At 70.3% G+C, this 14833-nt stretch carries 18 protein-coding genes; 11 read left to right on the top strand and 7 right to left on the bottom strand.

The genetic code is table 11. The annotated features are described in order from the left end of the window. Positions 1–2: 2 nt before the first annotated feature. The 5 genes from H6G99_RS02995 to H6G99_RS02975 all read right to left on the bottom strand — a co-directional run bounded on the left by H6G99_RS02995 (position 3) and on the right by H6G99_RS02975 (position 2725). A complete protein-coding gene (locus H6G99_RS02995) occupies positions 3–752 on the bottom strand; it encodes a DUF305 domain-containing protein (RefSeq protein ID WP_190609723.1) in 750 nt (249 codons plus the stop codon). An 85-nt stretch (positions 753–837) separates the two neighbouring features. Further along, the gene (locus H6G99_RS02990; RefSeq protein WP_190609722.1) at positions 838–1230 is read right to left on the bottom strand and encodes a DUF302 domain-containing protein; all 393 of its coding nucleotides are present in this window, start codon (positions 1228–1230) and stop codon (positions 838–840) included. Positions 1231–1248: 18 nt separating this feature from the next. Beyond that, a complete protein-coding gene (locus H6G99_RS02985) occupies positions 1249–1905 on the bottom strand; it encodes a DUF305 domain-containing protein (RefSeq protein WP_190609720.1) in 657 nt (218 codons plus the stop codon). A gap of 114 nt (positions 1906–2019) precedes the next feature. Beyond that, entirely contained in the window at positions 2020–2433 is a 414-nt protein-coding gene (locus H6G99_RS02980) for a heavy metal-responsive transcriptional regulator (protein ID WP_353617150.1), read from the bottom strand. Positions 2434–2506: 73 nt separating this feature from the next. Further along, a complete protein-coding gene (locus tag H6G99_RS02975; RefSeq protein ID WP_094584167.1) occupies positions 2507–2725 on the bottom strand; it encodes a CsbD family protein in 219 nt (72 codons plus the stop codon). Between the two features lie 137 nt (positions 2726–2862). Between H6G99_RS02975 and H6G99_RS02970 the strand changes: the two genes are divergently transcribed. The 8 genes from H6G99_RS02970 (at position 2863) to H6G99_RS02935 (ending at position 8243) form a co-directional block, all read left to right on the top strand. Beyond that, positions 2863–3123, top strand: coding sequence for a hypothetical protein (locus H6G99_RS02970; RefSeq protein WP_190609717.1), 261 nt, complete (start codon positions 2863–2865; stop codon positions 3121–3123). A gap of 14 nt (positions 3124–3137) precedes the next feature. Then, on the top strand, positions 3138–3497 hold the full coding sequence (locus tag H6G99_RS02965) for a hypothetical protein (RefSeq protein WP_502707660.1): 360 nt from the start codon (positions 3138–3140) through the stop codon (positions 3495–3497). 165 nt (positions 3498–3662) lie between these two features. Continuing rightward, complete coding sequence (locus tag H6G99_RS02960; RefSeq protein ID WP_190609716.1) at positions 3663–4466, top strand: N-formylglutamate amidohydrolase; 804 nt, start codon at positions 3663–3665, stop codon at positions 4464–4466. A 3-nt stretch (positions 4467–4469) separates the two neighbouring features. Further along, positions 4470–5327 (top strand): transglutaminase-like domain-containing protein, encoded by an 858-nt coding sequence (locus H6G99_RS02955; protein ID WP_199296904.1) that lies wholly within the window; start codon positions 4470–4472, stop codon positions 5325–5327. Further along, positions 5324–6052 (top strand): proteasome-type protease, encoded by a 729-nt coding sequence (locus tag H6G99_RS02950; protein ID WP_190609714.1) that lies wholly within the window; start codon positions 5324–5326, stop codon positions 6050–6052. Before H6G99_RS02955 ends, H6G99_RS02950 begins: the two co-directional genes overlap by 4 nt. A gap of 50 nt (positions 6053–6102) precedes the next feature. Then, on the top strand, positions 6103–6663 hold the full coding sequence (locus tag H6G99_RS02945) for an esterase/lipase family protein (protein ID WP_502707659.1): 561 nt from the start codon (positions 6103–6105) through the stop codon (positions 6661–6663). 27 nt (positions 6664–6690) lie between these two features. Further along, on the top strand, positions 6691–7773 hold the full coding sequence (locus H6G99_RS02940) for a glycosyltransferase family 2 protein (RefSeq protein WP_190609713.1): 1083 nt from the start codon (positions 6691–6693) through the stop codon (positions 7771–7773). Then, positions 7743–8243 carry a glycosyl-4,4'-diaponeurosporenoate acyltransferase CrtO family protein gene (locus H6G99_RS02935; RefSeq protein WP_190609712.1) on the top strand — a complete coding sequence of 167 codons (501 nt, stop codon included), beginning with the start codon at positions 7743–7745 and terminating at the stop codon, positions 8241–8243. Before H6G99_RS02940 ends, H6G99_RS02935 begins: the two co-directional genes overlap by 31 nt. Before the next feature lie 8 nt (positions 8244–8251). Here the strand turns inward: H6G99_RS02935 and H6G99_RS02930 are convergent, their stop codons facing one another. After that, positions 8252–10453 (bottom strand): beta-glucosidase family protein, encoded by a 2202-nt coding sequence (locus tag H6G99_RS02930; protein WP_190609710.1) that lies wholly within the window; start codon positions 10451–10453, stop codon positions 8252–8254. 87 nt (positions 10454–10540) lie between these two features. On the opposite strand from H6G99_RS02930, the gene H6G99_RS02925 reads away from it, so the two are divergent. The 3 genes from H6G99_RS02925 to H6G99_RS02915 all read left to right on the top strand — a co-directional run bounded on the left by H6G99_RS02925 (position 10541) and on the right by H6G99_RS02915 (position 14268). Next, positions 10541–12643 (top strand): copper-translocating P-type ATPase, encoded by a 2103-nt coding sequence (locus H6G99_RS02925; RefSeq protein WP_190609709.1) that lies wholly within the window; start codon positions 10541–10543, stop codon positions 12641–12643. Continuing rightward, complete coding sequence (locus tag H6G99_RS02920; protein ID WP_190609707.1) at positions 12640–13062, top strand: cupredoxin domain-containing protein; 423 nt, start codon at positions 12640–12642, stop codon at positions 13060–13062. The genes H6G99_RS02925 and H6G99_RS02920 overlap by 4 nt, the downstream gene beginning before the upstream one ends. A 174-nt stretch (positions 13063–13236) precedes the next feature. Continuing rightward, the gene (locus H6G99_RS02915) at positions 13237–14268 is read left to right on the top strand and encodes a YcgJ family protein (protein ID WP_190609706.1); all 1032 of its coding nucleotides are present in this window, start codon (positions 13237–13239) and stop codon (positions 14266–14268) included. 24 nt (positions 14269–14292) lie between these two features. Here H6G99_RS02915 and H6G99_RS02910 read toward each other — a convergent pair whose 3' ends face one another. Beyond that, the gene (locus H6G99_RS02910) at positions 14293–14811 is read right to left on the bottom strand and encodes a hypothetical protein (protein ID WP_190609704.1); all 519 of its coding nucleotides are present in this window, start codon (positions 14809–14811) and stop codon (positions 14293–14295) included. Between the last annotated feature and the right edge of the window lie 22 nt (positions 14812–14833).

The raw sequence follows: 14833 nt of genomic DNA, 5'->3' as shown, positions 1-14833 counted from the left end.
CCTCAGAGGGCGAACAGAGCGTCGTAGCGGCCGTACTCCGGCTTGCGCAGTCCTTCGGTCGCCAGCATCCGCTGCAGCTGGATGATCTCGGCGCGTTGGGCCACGATCACGCCCCTGGCGAAGCGCCGGATGGTGGGATTGGTGCTCTTGGCCAGGGCGTCGTGGGCCATGATCAGCGCCCCGCCGTGGTGATGGAGCATCCCCTCCAGGAACCAGACGACGCGGTTGTCCGGGGTGGGTGGCTCGCCCATCATCCGCATCCCGTCGATCTGGGCCTGGCTCATGCGGGTGAGGCCACTGAGGCTGTTGGGATCGCCGCCTTTGGCCAGGGCCACCGGATACACGGGAGCCTGGGGATACCAGGCCTTGCGCCACAGCCCCATGGCCCGGATCTCGCTGGCCTGATCACGCCAGATCGTCTTGCCCAGGGCTCCCACCCCGGGCGACCCGATGCCGAAGACGAACTCGCTCATCCGCAGGGCACCGGTGTGGTGCTGCACCATCCCGTCGATGAAGCGCAGGTCGTAGGTGGAACCGGCGGGGCCCACGTCGTGGGCATGGCCGGCGTGGGCCGAGGCGGCTCCGGCCGGAGGGGCGCTGGTCGGCGCGGCGTGATGGTGCTGATGCTGGTGATGGTCGTGGTCCATGGCGCCCGGGGTGCTGCCGCCCGGCTCCTGCGCCAGGGCGGGATGGGTCAGCGCCAGGGCGCCGAGGATCCCGAGTGCGGCGGCGGGAAGGCGGCGGTGGGGCATGGGAACGCAGGGGGAGTCCCAACCGTATGGTCTCCCCCCGGCAGGAGAGTCAAGGTGCCGGCACGCCCCTTCTTCCGGGCCGGCGTCATGCCGCGGCCGCCGCGATGATCGCCCGGGTGGAGGCTTCCACCTCAGCGGCGACCGCTGCCAGGGAAGGATCGGCCGAGAGGCCCGCCAGCATCACCCCTGGGCGGAGCATGCCGATGCGGGTCAGGCCGGCTTCGGTGTACACCGAAATCCGGCAGGGCAGGGCCATGTTGAGCGCCATCGTGGTGGCGAGCACCGCAGCGGCCTGCTGGGGATTGCACACCTCGAAGATGCGGCATTCCTCAGGGAAGGCCAGGCCCTTGCTGCGCAGCGTCTGGCCCAGGTCATGCACGGCGAGCACACCGAAGCCGTGGTCCGGCACCGCCTGCTGCAGGGAGGCGCAGGCCTCCTCGAAGGATTTCGTGGAGTCGAGGATGAAGAACGGATCCATGGATGGGGCCTCGCGGGTTCAGGGCGTCCCGTACCAGCTCCGGTACCAGCCGGCCATCTGCTCGATCTCCTCGCTCTGGACCTTCACCATCGCCTGCTGCAGGGCCTGCAACTGGGGATGCTGGCTGCCGGTCTGGGCCATCGAGGCCATCATCACGCCCATGCGGTGGTGGGGAATCATCTGTTGGATGAAGGCGCGATCGAAGTCAGGGGCGTTCTTCAGCCAGGCGATATCGGTGCCCGTGCCCCCCATGCCCATCATTCCCATGCCTCCGCCATGGCCCATGCCCCCGCCATGGCCCATCGCTCCGCCCCATGCCGGCACGGAGCCGCCGAACCAGGCGCGGTACCAGGTCCGCATCTGGGCGTTCTCCTGGGTCTGGCTGGCCTTGATATTGACGGCCAGAGCCCTGATCTCCGGCCGCTTCGCCCGGCTCAGGGCCAGGTCCGCCATGGCGATGGCACCGTCATGGTGGGGAATCATCATCACGATGAAGTGCTGATCCATCGACGGACGGGCCCCCTGCCAGGGTCCGCCTGACGGAGGAGCGAGCGTGGCCGGGGGGGCGGAGAACGCCGGAGCCCCCAGGGCCAGGATCAACGCACCGAGTCCAGCGGCGGCGGCGCGGCGGGCCGCCGGCTGGGTGCGGCGGGATGGGGTGCGGGTAGGGTCCATCGGCGCGTTTCCATGTCTGGGTCCTGCCTTCAGCATGGGTAGGGAACGGGGCGCTGAAGCGACTCCGACCCAGGGCTTTACCGGCCAGCGGGCGGACGGCGCCGCCCCCGGCTCTCAGACGCGAAGGTTCGGGCAGATCACGTCGCTGTCCTTGGGCGGATGGCTCTGCCAGCCGGCCAGCAATCCCAGCAGTTCCGTCCTGAGCTGGCGCAGCTCCTGGATCTGGCCATCGATCCGTTCGATCTGGCGTTCCAGCTGCCTCTGGATGTCGCCGCAGGGCAGTTCACCGGCGTCGTGAACCGCCAGACAGCCCTGGATCTCCTCCAGGCTGAGCCCCAGGGTCTTGAGGCGGCGAATGAACTCCAGCCGCCGCAGGCTCTCCTCGGCGAACAGGCGGTAGCCGCCCTCGCTGCGGCCGATCGCCGGCAGCAGTCCCAGATCCTCGTAGTACCGCAGGGTCTTGACGGTCATGCCGCTGCGGCGGGCCAGCAGGCCGATCTTCATGCCGGTCTTCAAGCCGGCCTTCATGCCGATGGCCTGCATGGTTCCAACTCTCCATCCTGAGGGAGAGTCTAGGCGGGGCCGCCCCGCCCGGGGCCGCTCAGCCCTTGTCGTCGGCCAGTTTGGCGGCGGCATCGCTGACTTTCCTGGCCACCGCCTTGGCGCCCTCCTTGAGATCCTCGGCGACATTCATGGCCGAGGCCTGGACCTGTTTGGCCTTGCCCTTGATCTGGTGGCCGGTGTCGCCGGTCAGATCACCCAGTGCTGATTCAAGTCTGCCTTCGGCATCCTTGGCGGCGGCGTCGTTCTTGTTGGTCATGGTTCCTTTGGTGATGGGTCTCGATGCTGTGCAGATCGTCAGGGACAATCCCGAGGGATGGTGTCGATGTCTGTCCTCCTCGCACCCCTGGAAGCTGCCTCTCCAACCTAGGGATTCCTGCGGGTTCCGCGTGTCGAATGCTGCCCACCATCGCCTGCCGGAACGCCGGAAGAATCCAGCAGATGAGTGCTGGCAGGGAAGACCGGCTGGTCACGATCGATGATGCTCCTGATGCAGTCTGCAGCAATCATCTGCATCCTAACGGCTTCAATGCCTCAGCTAAATCTGCTAGTCATTCCTCCTGCCATGACGCTTACATTCCGTCTTTCTCAGCTGCTGCAGATCAGCAGCCTGATGGTGCACTACAGACGCGGTCGTCCTGTGAAAGAGTGATCTGAGCGGGACCTGAACCATGGCACAACTGTTGGTGCAACCCCTGGCAGAACCGTTGGTGCAAAAGGGGATGGTGGCCCTTCCCTGCTCGGATGGCGTGGCGTTCCGGGTCTGGGCACCACACGCCGCTCAGGTCTCCGTCGTCGGCACCTTCAACGACTGGGACGCCAGCGCCCATCCGATGCAATCAGAGCCGCGGGGTTACTGGTCTGCCTTCGTTGAGCGCGCCAGAATCGGCGACCCCTACAGCTACGAGATGTCCACCGATTGGGGCGTTCACCAGCAAGCCCCGCGCCGATCCGCTCAGCCAGTCGGGACCGTTCATGTCATCACGTCCAGGGAGGACGACCGCGGCCTCGTCCGCACGCTTCAGCGCTGACGTGGAGGCTGTTCCCGGCGACTGGGACAGACTCCCCTTCCACGCCGCGTGCAGCTTCGGCCCCTACAGCGCCCTGATCGATTCCCAGTGATCGGGGGCTCCCCGCTCCCGTGCCGGCCACGCCAGGCTGGTGGGGGAAAGGATCCCTGGCCCGAGGCCGTCACGTTGCAGTCCGAACGCCTCCTGGGGTCCGAAGATCCTCCGGTCTTCCGGATCGTCAACCCCGCCGGGCGCTCGGCGGTGCTGCTCACGGCCGACCACGGCGGCCGCGCCATTCCCCGGTGCCTGGGAGATCTGGGCCTGAGCGACCGGCAGCGCGCCAGCCACGGGGCCTGGGATCTGGGCGTGGACGGGCTGGGCCTGCTGCTGGCGGCGCGGCTCGACGCCTTTCTGATCCTGCACAACTATTCCCGGCTGGTGATCGACGCCAACCGGCCGCCCCGGGCGCCGGATTCGATCGTCAGCCATTGCGAGCAGAGTGCCATCGCCGCCAACCTGACCATCGACTCAGCCGGGCGTCAGCGACGGCTGGAGGAGCTCTTCCATCCCTACCACCGCCGCATCGCCGCCGAGCTGGAGGCGCGGCAGGCCCAGGCGCGAGCGAGCGTCCTGGTTACCCTGCACAGCTTCACGCCGGTGCTGGACGACGAGGTGCGTCCCTGGCACGTGGGGGTGCTGCATGGCCGTGATGCCCGACTGGCAAGCCGGGTGCGCCAGGGGCTCCAGCGCGAGCGGGGCCTGCGGGTGGGGGACAACCAGCCCTATGCCGTCAGCGACGCCAGCGACCACACCCTGGTGGTGCATGGGGAGGGACGCCGGATTCCCCATGTGGAGCTGGAGGTGCGCCAGGACCTGCTGGCCACCGAGGCCGGCCGGCGGGCCTGGGCGCAGCGACTGGCCGGGGTGCTGGAGGCCGCCCTGGCGGAGGGGTTACCGCCGCTTCCGGACGGTCCGGCCTCCGTAGGGTGACCCATGGACAGACCGCCTACCGCCCCGCCGCCGCCGACCCCGCCGACCCCGCCGACCCCGCCGATCGAGATCGCGGTGGGCTTCGACGTGGTGCTGCGCTTCCCAGCCCCGACGCCCCTGATCGTGACCCTGGGCGTGCACGAGAGCCGGGCCGCCGATCTTCGGGAGCCGGATCTGCTTCTGGTGGAGCCCCCGGTGACGCTGCATCCGTATGTGGACTCCTTCGGCAACCTCTGCCAGCGCCTGGTGGCACCGGCCGGCCCGCTGCGGCTGCATGGCCATGGGGTGGTGGCCGATTCCGGCCGTCCCGACCCGGTGCTGCCCGCTCTGGAGCAGCAGCCGGTGGAGGACCTGCCCGAAGACACCCTGCTGTTTCTGCTGGCCAGCCGCTTCTGCGAGTCCGACCTGCTCGCGCCCCTCGCCTGGTCCCGGTTCGAGGCGACCCCCGGCGGCTGGGGGCGGGTGCAGGCGATCTGCGACTTCGTCCACCAGCACGTGCGCTTCGACTACAACCGCTCCAGCCCGACGAAATCGGCCCTCCAGACCTTCGAGAGCCGTGAGGGGGTGTGCCGTGACTTCGCCCACCTGGCGATCGCCCTGTGCCGTTGCATGAACATCCCGGCGCGATACTGCACCGGTTACCTGAGCGATATCGAGGTGCCGCCGCCCCACACGGCCATGGACTTCCATGCCTGGTTCGAGGCCTACCTCGGCGACGGCTGGCACGTCTTCGACCCGCGCAACAACACCCCCCGCATCGGTCGGATCCTGATGGCCCGGGGCCGTGATGCGGCCGACGTCGCCCTCACCACCAGCTTCGGCCCGTCGGAGCTGGTGTCGTTCCAGGTGTGGACGGCATGACCTACTGCGTGGCGGTGCTGCTGGAGAGCGGCATGGTGTTCGCCTCCGATTCCCGCACCAATGCGGGGCTGGATGATTTCGCCAGTTTCTGCAAGATGACCGTCTTCGAGCGGCGCGGCGACCGGGTGCTCGTCCTGCTCAGTTCCGGCAGCCTGGCCGGGACCCAGGCGGTGATCGGTCTGCTGCGCCAGCAGGCCGAGGCCGGCGACGGCGAGACCTCGGTCTGGACGGCCCGGACGATGTTCGATGTGATGGTCCTGGTATCGGATGCGGTGCGGGCGATCGAGCAGCGCGACGGCCCCTATCTGAAGGCCTCCGGCTCCAGCTTCAATGCCTCTTTCCTGGTGGGCGGCCAGATCAGGGGTGAGGCGCCGCGGCTGTTCCGCATGTACGCGGAGGGCAACTTCATCGAGGCCGGCGAGGACACCCCCTTCCTGCAGACGGGTGAGGCGAAGTACGGCAAGCCGATCATCGACCGTGTCATCCATACCGACACGACGCTGGCGGAGGCCTCCAAGTGCGTGCTGGTCTCCTTCGACTCGACCATGCGCAGCAACCTGTCGGTGGGGATGCCCATCGACCTGCTCGTCTACGAGAAGGACCGCTTCGAGATCCTCCACCGTCGCCGCTTCAGTGACGGGGACGCCTACTTCAAGGACCTCAGCGCCGAGTGGAGCGTGGGGGTTCGCAAGGTGTTCCGGGAGCTGCCGGAACTGGTCTGGTAGGCGGCCCGGGCCCCGCGGCCGATCCCCCTCCGCTGGTGCTGATCCACGGGATGTGGGACACCCCCCGTCTGTTCGATCCCCTGCAGCGCCTGCTGGCGGGGCGTCGCGGCCCCCTGCTGATTCCCCATCTGCCCCACCGCTTCGGGCTCACGCCGATCGAGGAGCAGGCCGACCTGCTCGGCCTCCATATCGAAGCGGCCTTCGGAGCCCAGCAGCCCATCGATCTGCTGGGCTTTTCGATGGGCGGGGTGATCGCCCGGACCTGGATCCAGCTGCGGGGCGGCCACCGGCGCACGCGGCGGCTGATCAGCGTGGGCAGTCCCCAGCAGGGCACCCTCACCGCCGGTCCCTGGCCCAGCTGGCCGCTGGCCGGCATCGCCGACCTGAAGACGGGCAGCCCCCTGCTGGTGCGGCTCAACACCCAGCTGGCCACCCTGGAGCCCGTGGAGTGCTGCAGCTTCTACTGCCATCCGGACCTGATGGTGATGCCGGCCTGGCGCGCCGTGCTGCCGATCGGCCCGGGCCGCTGCCTGCCGGTGCGGTATCACCACCAGCTGATGACCCACCCGGCCGCCCTGGAACCGCTTATTCAGGAGCTGCTACGTCCCTAGCTTGGAAAGACAAGAGGGGTGCCGACCGTGGATCTGTTGGCCATCTCGCTGCTGGTGCGCTGGCTGCTCGGCTGGGCCCTGTGCCTGCGCATGCCCCGGCTTCCCGCCTCCAGGGTCCAGGGCCAGCCGACGGTGTCGGTGCTGATCCCGGCCCGCAACGAGGAACACACCCTGCCGAAACTGCTCGCCGCCCTGCGCCTCCAGAGCCTCACACCCCAGGAGGTGATCGTGATCGACGACCACTCCGATGACCGCACCGGGGCCATCGCCGCCGCCGCCGGCGTCACGGTGATGCGGCCGCCGCCGCTGGCCGAGGGCTGGTGCGGCAAGACCTGGGCCCTCCACCACGGCGTCCGCGCCAGCCGGGGGGAAACCCTGCTGTTCCTCGACGCCGACACCGAACCCCATCCCGAGTTCCTGCAGCGCCTCGTGGCGACCCAGCAGGAGCTGGGCGGCCTCGTTTCGGTGCAGCCCTTCCACCGCACCGAGAAGCCCTACGAGCTGCTCTCGGTGCTGTTCAACCTCGTGGGGCTGATGGCGGTGCCGATGGGCCGGGGCTGCGGGGTGGCCTTCGGGCCGGCCATGGCCACCAGCCGCAGCGATTACGACCGCATCGGCGGCCATGCGGCGGTCGCCGGCAAGGTGGTGGAGGACTGGTTCCTGGGCCACCTTTATGAGCAGGCGGGGCTGCCGGTGAGCGCCTACATCGGCCAGGGGCTGCTCGACTACCGCATGTATCCCGGAGGCTTCCAGGACATGGTGGTGGGCTTCGCCAAGAACTTCGCCACCGCCGCCGGGGAGGTGCGCTGGCTCTGGATGCTCGGCGTGATCCTGTGGATCTCCGGCCTGTTCTGGGCGGCCTGGTGCCTGCCCGCCTCCCTGCTGGGCTGGCGGATGGTGGGGGACACGGCCGTGCTGCCCAACCTGCTGCTCTACGTCGCTTTCGCCGTACAGCTGCTGGTGGTCACCCGCCGGATCGGTGACTTCGGCTGGATCTGCCTGATCTTTCCGATTCCCGTGCTCTTCTTTCTGGGGGTGTTCGTTCTGGCGATCCTGAATCTCGAGCGGGGCACGATCGAATGGAAGGGCAGGCGGTTTCCGACGCGCTAGCGGCCCTGGCCTGCGCCCTGGGCTGGCTGCTGTGGTCGCTGCTGGTCGGTTGGCTGGCCCACCGGCTGCCCCCGCAGGCGCTGGATCACGACAGCTGGCTGACGGGACGGCGCCCCTGGCCGGAGAGCCGCAGCGGCTTCGAGCAACGGCTCGCCATCCGCCGCTGGAAATCCCTGCTGCCCGATGCCGGCACCGCCTTCCCCGGGGGGGTGGCCAAGAACAGCCTGGTGGGCAGGGATCGCCCCACCCTGCAGCGCCTGCTGGCGGAAACCCGCCGGGCCGAGCTGGTGCATCTGGCGCTCTGGCCGTTCTGGATCGTCACGGCCCTGTGGCTGCCGCCGGCCGGGGTGCTGATCAACCTGCTGTTCGCGACCCTGTTCAACGTTCCCTGCCTCTGGCTGCAGCGCTACACCCACCTGCGGGTGGAGCGCGCCCTGCAGGCCGTGATCCGTCGCCCCGGCGAGGGCTGAGGGTTCGCTCAGGGCCCCACCATCCCGCTCTCCAGTTCGAGGTCCACGCCGATCCCGCCGTCCTCGGCATGGCGGGCCACCAGCAGCCGGTGGCGGCCGCCCTCCAGGACGAAGCCGTCGCGGGTCTCGTCGAACCAGGCGAGCCGGCGCAGCGGAATCCGGATCCGCTGCCGCTGGCTCCCGCCGGGCCCCAGGCTCACCCGAGCGAAGCCCACCAGGGTGCGCTGCGGCCGCTCCGCGGCCTCCCCGGGCGGCTCGACGTAGACCTGCACCACCTCGGCGGCCTCCACGGTGCCGGTGTTCGTCACCGTGACGGCCAGCTCCACCGCCGCCTCGACCCCCGCCGGGGTGGGGAACCACGCCACCGCCGGGTCGGTGTGGCGGAAGCGGCTGTAGGAGAGCCCGAAGCCGAAGGGAAAGGCCGCCGGCCGCCCGCTGCGGGCCAGCCGCCGGTAGCCGTGCCAGAGGTCGTAGGTGATCTGCCGGGCCCGGGGATCGAACGGCGGCAGGTGGCTGGCCTCGGTGGGCACCGAAAAGGGCATCCGCCCCGACGGGGAGATCCGTCCCAGCAGCACGTCGGCGAGGGCCGCGCCCCCCTGCTCGCCGGGGTACCAGAGCAGCAGCAGGCCCGGCACCCGCTGCCGCCACGCTTCGCACAGGATCGCCCCACCGCCCATCAGTACCACCACCGTGCGCGGATTGGCGGCGGCGACCGCCAGGATCAGGGCCTCCTGCGGCGGCGGCAGCTGCAGCACCGTGCGATCGCCGGAGGCGAAGGAGCCGCCGGCCCGGGCCGAACCGAAGCGCGTCACCCCGGCGACCATCGCCGCCGCCGCCGTCCATAGCGGCAGCAGCCGGCGGCGGCCGCAGAGGCGCAGCAGCCAGTCGGGGGGCGGCGCCTGGCACAGGATCGGCGCCAGATCGCCCGGGTGGATGTGTTCCCCCTCGTGGCGCCAGTCCAGGCCCACCACCAGCAGGGCCGCCTCACAGCGGGCCGCCAGGGCCGCCGCCCCGGCCGGATCGCTGCCGTCGTCGTGGTGCAGGCGCAGGTCCGGCGCTGCCGCCCGCAGTCCGGCCAGGGGCGTCACCACTGACCCCGGTGCCGGCCGGGTGTCGGAGGACCCCCGGTCCCCCAGGTTGGCGGTGTCCGCCAGCGGGCCGATCACCGCCAGAGAGCCGATGCCGTTCAGGGGCAGCACGTCGCCGACGTTCCTGAGCAGCACGATCGAGCCGGCGGCGGCGTCCCGCGCCAGCTGCCGGTGGGCGCGGCAGCCGCGCAGGGTCACCGGATAGGCGCCGGCGGGCACCGTGGCCTGGGCCAGCAGCATCCGCAGCACCGCAGCATCAATCAACGCCTCCGGCACCCGTCCCGCCGCCACCGCCGCCGGAAGCGTGGCCGCGAAGATCATCCGGAAGGGCATCTCCAGGTCCTGGCCGGCCTCGATGGCCGCCACGCCGTCGCGGAGGCCGAAGATGAAGTCGGTGAGCACGAAGCCGCGGAAACCCCAGCGTTCCTTGAGGATCTCCCGCAGCAGGTGGGGATGCTGGCCGCACCAGGCCCCGTTGACGCTGTTGTAGGCGCTCATCACCGCCAGGGCGCCGGCCTCCACGCCGTCGCGGAACTGGGGCAGGTAGAGCTCCTGCAGCACCCGCTCACTGGCCGTCACATCGACGCGGAAGCGGGCGCTGTCGATCGAGTTGAGGGCGAAATGCTTGAGGCAGGCGATGGCATGGCGCTGCACGCCGCGGGTCGCCGCGGCCCCCATGGCGCCCACGTGCACCGGGTCCTCTCCGTAGGTCTCCTGGGCCCGGCCCCAGCCCGGATGGCGCAGCAGATTCACGCAGATTCCGCCGAACAGGTTGGCCCCGAAGCTGCGCGCCTCCGCCCCCATGGCCTCGCCGATCCTCTCCTCCAGATCGACGTCCCAGCTGGCCCCGCGGCCGATGGGGGCCGGGAAGGTGGTGGCACCGCCCTCCAGCACCACCCCGCGGGGGCCATCGACGAAGTGCAGCCCGCCGATGCCCAGGCGCTCCACCACCCCGGCCGGCCAGGGGCGGCGGTGGGAGGCGTCGTGGAGGGCGATGGCCGCCAGGCCACCCCAGAACGGCGTGTCCCCATCGAGCATGGCCAGTTTCTCGGCCAGGCAGAGCCCCTGCAGCTGGGTCCGGGCCTGCGTCTCCAGGCGACTCCAGTCGTGGAAGGGGGGCACGGAATCAGCCTAGGGGCGGGGCTTGACTCTCCAGCCCAGGGGAGCCCATACGGTGAAGCCCAAGCTCCCGGCCCCGGTACGCCCGCGATGAGCATCACCACCCTGGGCTCGCCCTGCTGCGCCGCCGAACCGGCGGCCAGCTCCCCGACGGGGATGGAGAGGGAGCTGGCGCGGGAGCTCACCGTGCTGCGCCGCCGCCTGTCGGTGGCGGCCGTGCTCACCCTGCTGGTGATGGTGGCCACCCTGCCCCACATGTTGGGGATGCACCTGGATTGGCTGCCGGCCTGGTTCACCAGCCCCTGGACCCAGCTGCTGCTGAGTTCCCCGGTGCTGTTCTGGTGCGGGCGGGAGTTCTTCAGCGGTGCCTGGTCGTCCCTGCGCCGCCACAGCGCCGACATGAACACCCTGGTGGCCGCCGCCACCGGCATCGCCTGGCTGGCCTCCCTGGTGGCCACGGTGGCCCCGGAGGTGCTCACCGCCGAAGGTCTGCCGGCCGACGTCTACTACGAAACCGCCGCGGTGATCCTCACCCTGGTGCTGCTGGGCCGGCTGCTGGAGGCCAGGGCCCGCGGCCAGACCTCCGAGGCGATCCGGCGGCTGCTCCAGCTCCAGCCCCCCACGGCCCGGGTGCTGCGGGAGGGGATCGCCACGGAGGTCCCCGTGGCCACGGTGGCGGTGGGCGACCTGGTCCAGGTGCGGCCCGGGGAGAAGCTGCCCCTCGACGGGGTGGTGGTGGAGGGCAGCTCCTGGGTGGAGGAATCGATGCTCACCGGCGAGCCGACACCGGTGGCCAAGGGCCCCGGGGACGGGGTGATCGGCGCGGCGATGAACCGCAGCGGCAGCTTCACCTTCCGCGTCACCCGCGTCGGCGACGACACGACGCTGGCCCGCATCGTCGCGCTGGTGCGCCAGGCCCAGAGCTCCCGCACCCGGGTGCAGCGCCTGGCGGATCAGGTGGTGGGTTGGTTCGTGCCGGTGGTCATCGCCATCGCCATCGCCACCTTCGTGCTGTGGTTCCTGGTCAGCGGCAACCTGGTGCTGGCAACGCTGTTTCTCGTCAGCGTGCTGGTGATCGCCTGCCCCTGCGCCCTCGGTCTGGCCACCCCCACGGCGATCATGGTGGCCTCCGGCAAGGGGGCCGAGAACGGCCTGATCTTCCGCAGCGCCGAGGCGCTGGAAACGGCCGGTGGGTTGCGCACCATCGTGCTCGACAAGACCGGCACCCTCACCATGGGCCAGCCGGAGGTGACCGATTTCGAGCGGCTCCATGGCGGCCGGATGCCGGTCGGGACGCTCCTGGCCCTGGTGGCAGCCGTGGAGTCGCGCTCGGAGCATCCCCTGGCGGAGGCGATCGTGGCCTACGCCTCCAGCCGCTGCGGCCACGGTGACCTTCCCCCGCTCCAGAGCTTCGAGGCCATGACCGGGTCCGGTGTGCTGGCCAGCGTGGCCGGCCAGGAGGTGCGGGTGGGCAGCCCCCGCTGGCTGCGGAGTTCGGGCCTGGACACCACCACCCTGGATCCGGTGGTGGCGCGGCTGGAGCGGGCCGCCCGCAGCGTGGCCGCCGTGGCCGTGGAGGGGCGGATCGAGGCCTGCTTCGGCATCGCCGATCCGATCAAGCCCGAGGCCCATGCCGCCGTCGCCGCCCTGCGGCGGCTGGGGCTGGAGGTGGTGCTGCTCAGCGGCGATGCCCGCCGCACCAGCGAGGTGGTGGCGGCCGATGTGGGCATCGTGCGGGTGATCGCCGAGGTGCGCCCCGGCGACAAGGCGGCGGTGGTGCAGCAACTGCAGGAGCAGGGGCAGGGCCCGGTGGCGATGGTGGGGGACGGCATCAACGACGCCCCGGCCCTGGCCCGGGCCGATGTGGGCATCGCCATGGGCACGGGCACCGATGTGGCCATCGCCGCCAGTGACATCACCGTGCTCTCGGGCCATCTGGGTGGCGTGCCGGCGGCGATCGAGCTCAGCCGCCGCACCATGGCCACCATCCGCCAGAACCTGTTCTTCGCCTTCGCCTACAACGTGGCGGGGATCCCGATCGCCGCCGGGTTGCTGTTCCCGCTCACGGGCTGGCTGCTGAACCCGATGCTGGCGGGAGCCGCCATGGCCTTCAGTTCGGTGTCGGTGGTGAGCAATGCCCTGCGGCTGCGTCGCTTCCGGCCCCGCCTGCGTCCGTCGGGGGCCGGGACATGACGCCCCACGAGGTCGCGCCGCTGTGGCGCACGATCCCCCAGCCGCTGGCCCTGCAGGTGCTGGTGGCGGCGGCCGGGCTGGCCCTGATCGCGGCGGAGCTCTGGTGGTTCCTCGTCCCCCATGGCGCCGGCGTCGCAGCCGGCGAAGGGGAGCAGGGGATGCAGGAGATCACCATCACGGTGCAGGGCGGTTACGCCCCGGCCCGCGTCCGGGTGAAGGCGGGCCGGCCGGTGCGGCTGCTGTTTCACCGCACCGATCCCAGCGGCTGCGTGGCCCAGGTGATTTTCCCGGACTTCCAGCGCAGCCTCGACCTGCCCCTGGGGGCCACCACCAGCATTGAACTGCTTCCCGAGCGGCCGGGCTCCTACCCGTTCCACTGCGGCATGGCCATGGTGCGCGGCAGCCTGGAGGCGGAGTGATGGCGAGAGGCTGGGAAGAGGCTTTCGAGCTGGCTTGTGATCACCATCCAGCGTTGTGATCACCAACCTTGACAATTCTTCTGCTTGGTTGCTGCAGAACGCCAGATAAAAAGGGTTCGAAAGACCAATCCTGGTATCGTTGATTCCTGTGCTCGTGAACGTGTTCCAGGATTGATGAACAGATTTGTCACCGGATTCTTCAGCCAGGCCTCGCTGCTGTTGGTTGCCCTGGCCGTGGCGGCACCGGAGGCACGGGCCCAGGGCAATCCCTGGGGCGCCCCGAGCCAGCAGACGCCCGTGCAGACCACGCCCTGGGGCGGCGGCGGTGGATCCGGGGGCGCCGGTTACGGCCAGCCCGGCAACCGAACCCTGTCCTTTCCGGTGCAGGGGGTGATCTGCGACAGCTCCGTCAGCGTCTGCTTCAACGCCAGCGGGGCCGCCCTGGTCGAGACGGAGCAGGAATTCGGACGCCGGGCGCGCCGCACCCTGGAGAACAATCTGGTCAACAATCCGCTAGTCGACGTCACCTTCGCCGACGGCCGCTACTGCAACTTCAACCTGCGCGGCTGCTGGACGAACCGCCAGCGCACCAGCTTCGACCCACGGCTGAACCCCTGGGTGTTCGGCGCCGGTGCCGGATCCGGCATCCCGGGCGGCCAGGGCACGGTGATCGGCGGTGCCGGTTCCACCTGGGGGCCTGGCGGCGGTACGGCCACGGGCCAGCCCCCCTCCAACAGCTTCCAGGCGCCGTTCACCCGCACCCGCCAGAGCGGCACCTGCACCTGGACCAACGCCGGGATCTCCATCTACAACGGCACCTGCCGTTACGAGATCGTCCAGAACAACACCAACGGCTCCAAGACCCTGGCCTTCACCTTCGACAGGCTGCCGGCCTCGAACCAGCTGCGCACGCTCCGCTTCACCGCCCAGGGCAACGGTCCCTGGAGCATCCAGATGCCCAACGGCTCGGCGGCGGCTGTTCAGTCGAGGGTCAACGCCGACCAGTACCGCTCCGACATCCAGCTGGGCTGGGCCAGCGTCTTCAACCTGGGCTTCCGCAGCACGACGACGGCGACCACGGCCCAGCTCAACCAGGCCCTCCAGCCCGTGGATGCCAATGGCCAGGTGGTGCAGGGCAGCGACAGCGAAGCCCTGGGCCAGGCCCTGGGCGGGCTGCTGCAGCAGCTGTTCGGGGGTGGGCGTTGAGGGGGGGCGCTAAGGGGGCCTCGCTCAGCCCGCCACCGGCCCCAGACCCTCGCCGGCGTTGCTGAAGAAGCGGCGCAGGTTCACACCCGCCTCGTGGGCGGCGATGGTGACCTGCAGCTTCTGCTCGGCGTCGAGGCCATCCCAGAAGGCATGGAACAGGTCAAGGGAGGCCTTGGCCGTCCCGACCACCCCCACCAGGGCCATCGGCGCCGCCAGCCAGGGGAACACCAGCAGCACCACCGAGAGCACGGCCCCCACGGCCACGCCGGTGCGGGCCGACTCCAGGCTGGTGGCCAGCACCAGCCGCACCTGGGTCAGTCGGTCGATCTCGCCCCGCTTGCGCAGGGCCTCGGTGCGCAGGGCGCTCAGCAGGGCCTGGTAGGTCGCGTAGAGCAGCACGCCGCCGACGGTGGATTCCGAGACGAATTCACCGCCGCTGAAGGCGCCGCCGTTGCGGTTGAGATCCACCGAGGCCAGCCCCGCCAGGGGGGCGGCTTCCCAGCCGGCGCGGGGAATGCGGAAGGGATCGTGCTCGCGGGTCATGGCCATCGGGACGAATGGCTTC

Origin of the sequence: Synechococcus sp. FACHB-909 (assembly GCF_014698945.1) — a bacterium.
GTDB lineage: Bacteria > Cyanobacteriota > Cyanobacteriia > PCC-6307 > Cyanobiaceae > Cyanobium.
Note: the sequence above shows the minus strand (reverse complement) of the source record. Positions and strands in the feature narration are given on the sequence as shown.

What these genes read in the sequence shown, in the direction of transcription:
- H6G99_RS02995 (WP_190609723.1), bottom strand. Translation starts at nt 752, where the DNA reads ATGCCCCACCGCCGCCTTCCCGCCGCCGCACTCGGGATCCTCGGCGCC.
- H6G99_RS02990 (WP_190609722.1), bottom strand. Translation starts at nt 1,230, where the DNA reads ATGGATCCGTTCTTCATCCTCGACTCCACGAAATCCTTCGAGGAGGCC.
- H6G99_RS02985 (WP_190609720.1), bottom strand. Translation starts at nt 1,905, where the DNA reads ATGGACCCTACCCGCACCCCATCCCGCCGCACCCAGCCGGCGGCCCGC.
- H6G99_RS02980 (WP_353617150.1), bottom strand. Translation starts at nt 2,433, where the DNA reads ATGAAGGCCGGCTTGAAGACCGGCATGAAGATCGGCCTGCTGGCCCGC.
- H6G99_RS02975 (WP_094584167.1), bottom strand. Translation starts at nt 2,725, where the DNA reads ATGACCAACAAGAACGACGCCGCCGCCAAGGATGCCGAAGGCAGACTT.
- H6G99_RS02970 (WP_190609717.1), top strand. Translation starts at nt 2,863, where the DNA reads ATGCTGCCCACCATCGCCTGCCGGAACGCCGGAAGAATCCAGCAGATG.
- H6G99_RS02965 (WP_502707660.1), top strand. Translation starts at nt 3,138, where the DNA reads ATGGCACAACTGTTGGTGCAACCCCTGGCAGAACCGTTGGTGCAAAAG.
- H6G99_RS02955 (WP_199296904.1), top strand. Translation starts at nt 4,470, where the DNA reads ATGGACAGACCGCCTACCGCCCCGCCGCCGCCGACCCCGCCGACCCCG.
- H6G99_RS02950 (WP_190609714.1), top strand. Translation starts at nt 5,324, where the DNA reads ATGACCTACTGCGTGGCGGTGCTGCTGGAGAGCGGCATGGTGTTCGCC.
- H6G99_RS02945 (WP_502707659.1), top strand. Translation starts at nt 6,103, where the DNA reads ATGTGGGACACCCCCCGTCTGTTCGATCCCCTGCAGCGCCTGCTGGCG.
- H6G99_RS02935 (WP_190609712.1), top strand. Translation starts at nt 7,743, where the DNA reads ATGGAAGGGCAGGCGGTTTCCGACGCGCTAGCGGCCCTGGCCTGCGCC.
- H6G99_RS02925 (WP_190609709.1), top strand. Translation starts at nt 10,541, where the DNA reads ATGAGCATCACCACCCTGGGCTCGCCCTGCTGCGCCGCCGAACCGGCG.
- H6G99_RS02920 (WP_190609707.1), top strand. Translation starts at nt 12,640, where the DNA reads ATGACGCCCCACGAGGTCGCGCCGCTGTGGCGCACGATCCCCCAGCCG.
- H6G99_RS02915 (WP_190609706.1), top strand. Translation starts at nt 13,237, where the DNA reads ATGAACAGATTTGTCACCGGATTCTTCAGCCAGGCCTCGCTGCTGTTG.
- H6G99_RS02910 (WP_190609704.1), bottom strand. Translation starts at nt 14,811, where the DNA reads ATGACCCGCGAGCACGATCCCTTCCGCATTCCCCGCGCCGGCTGGGAA.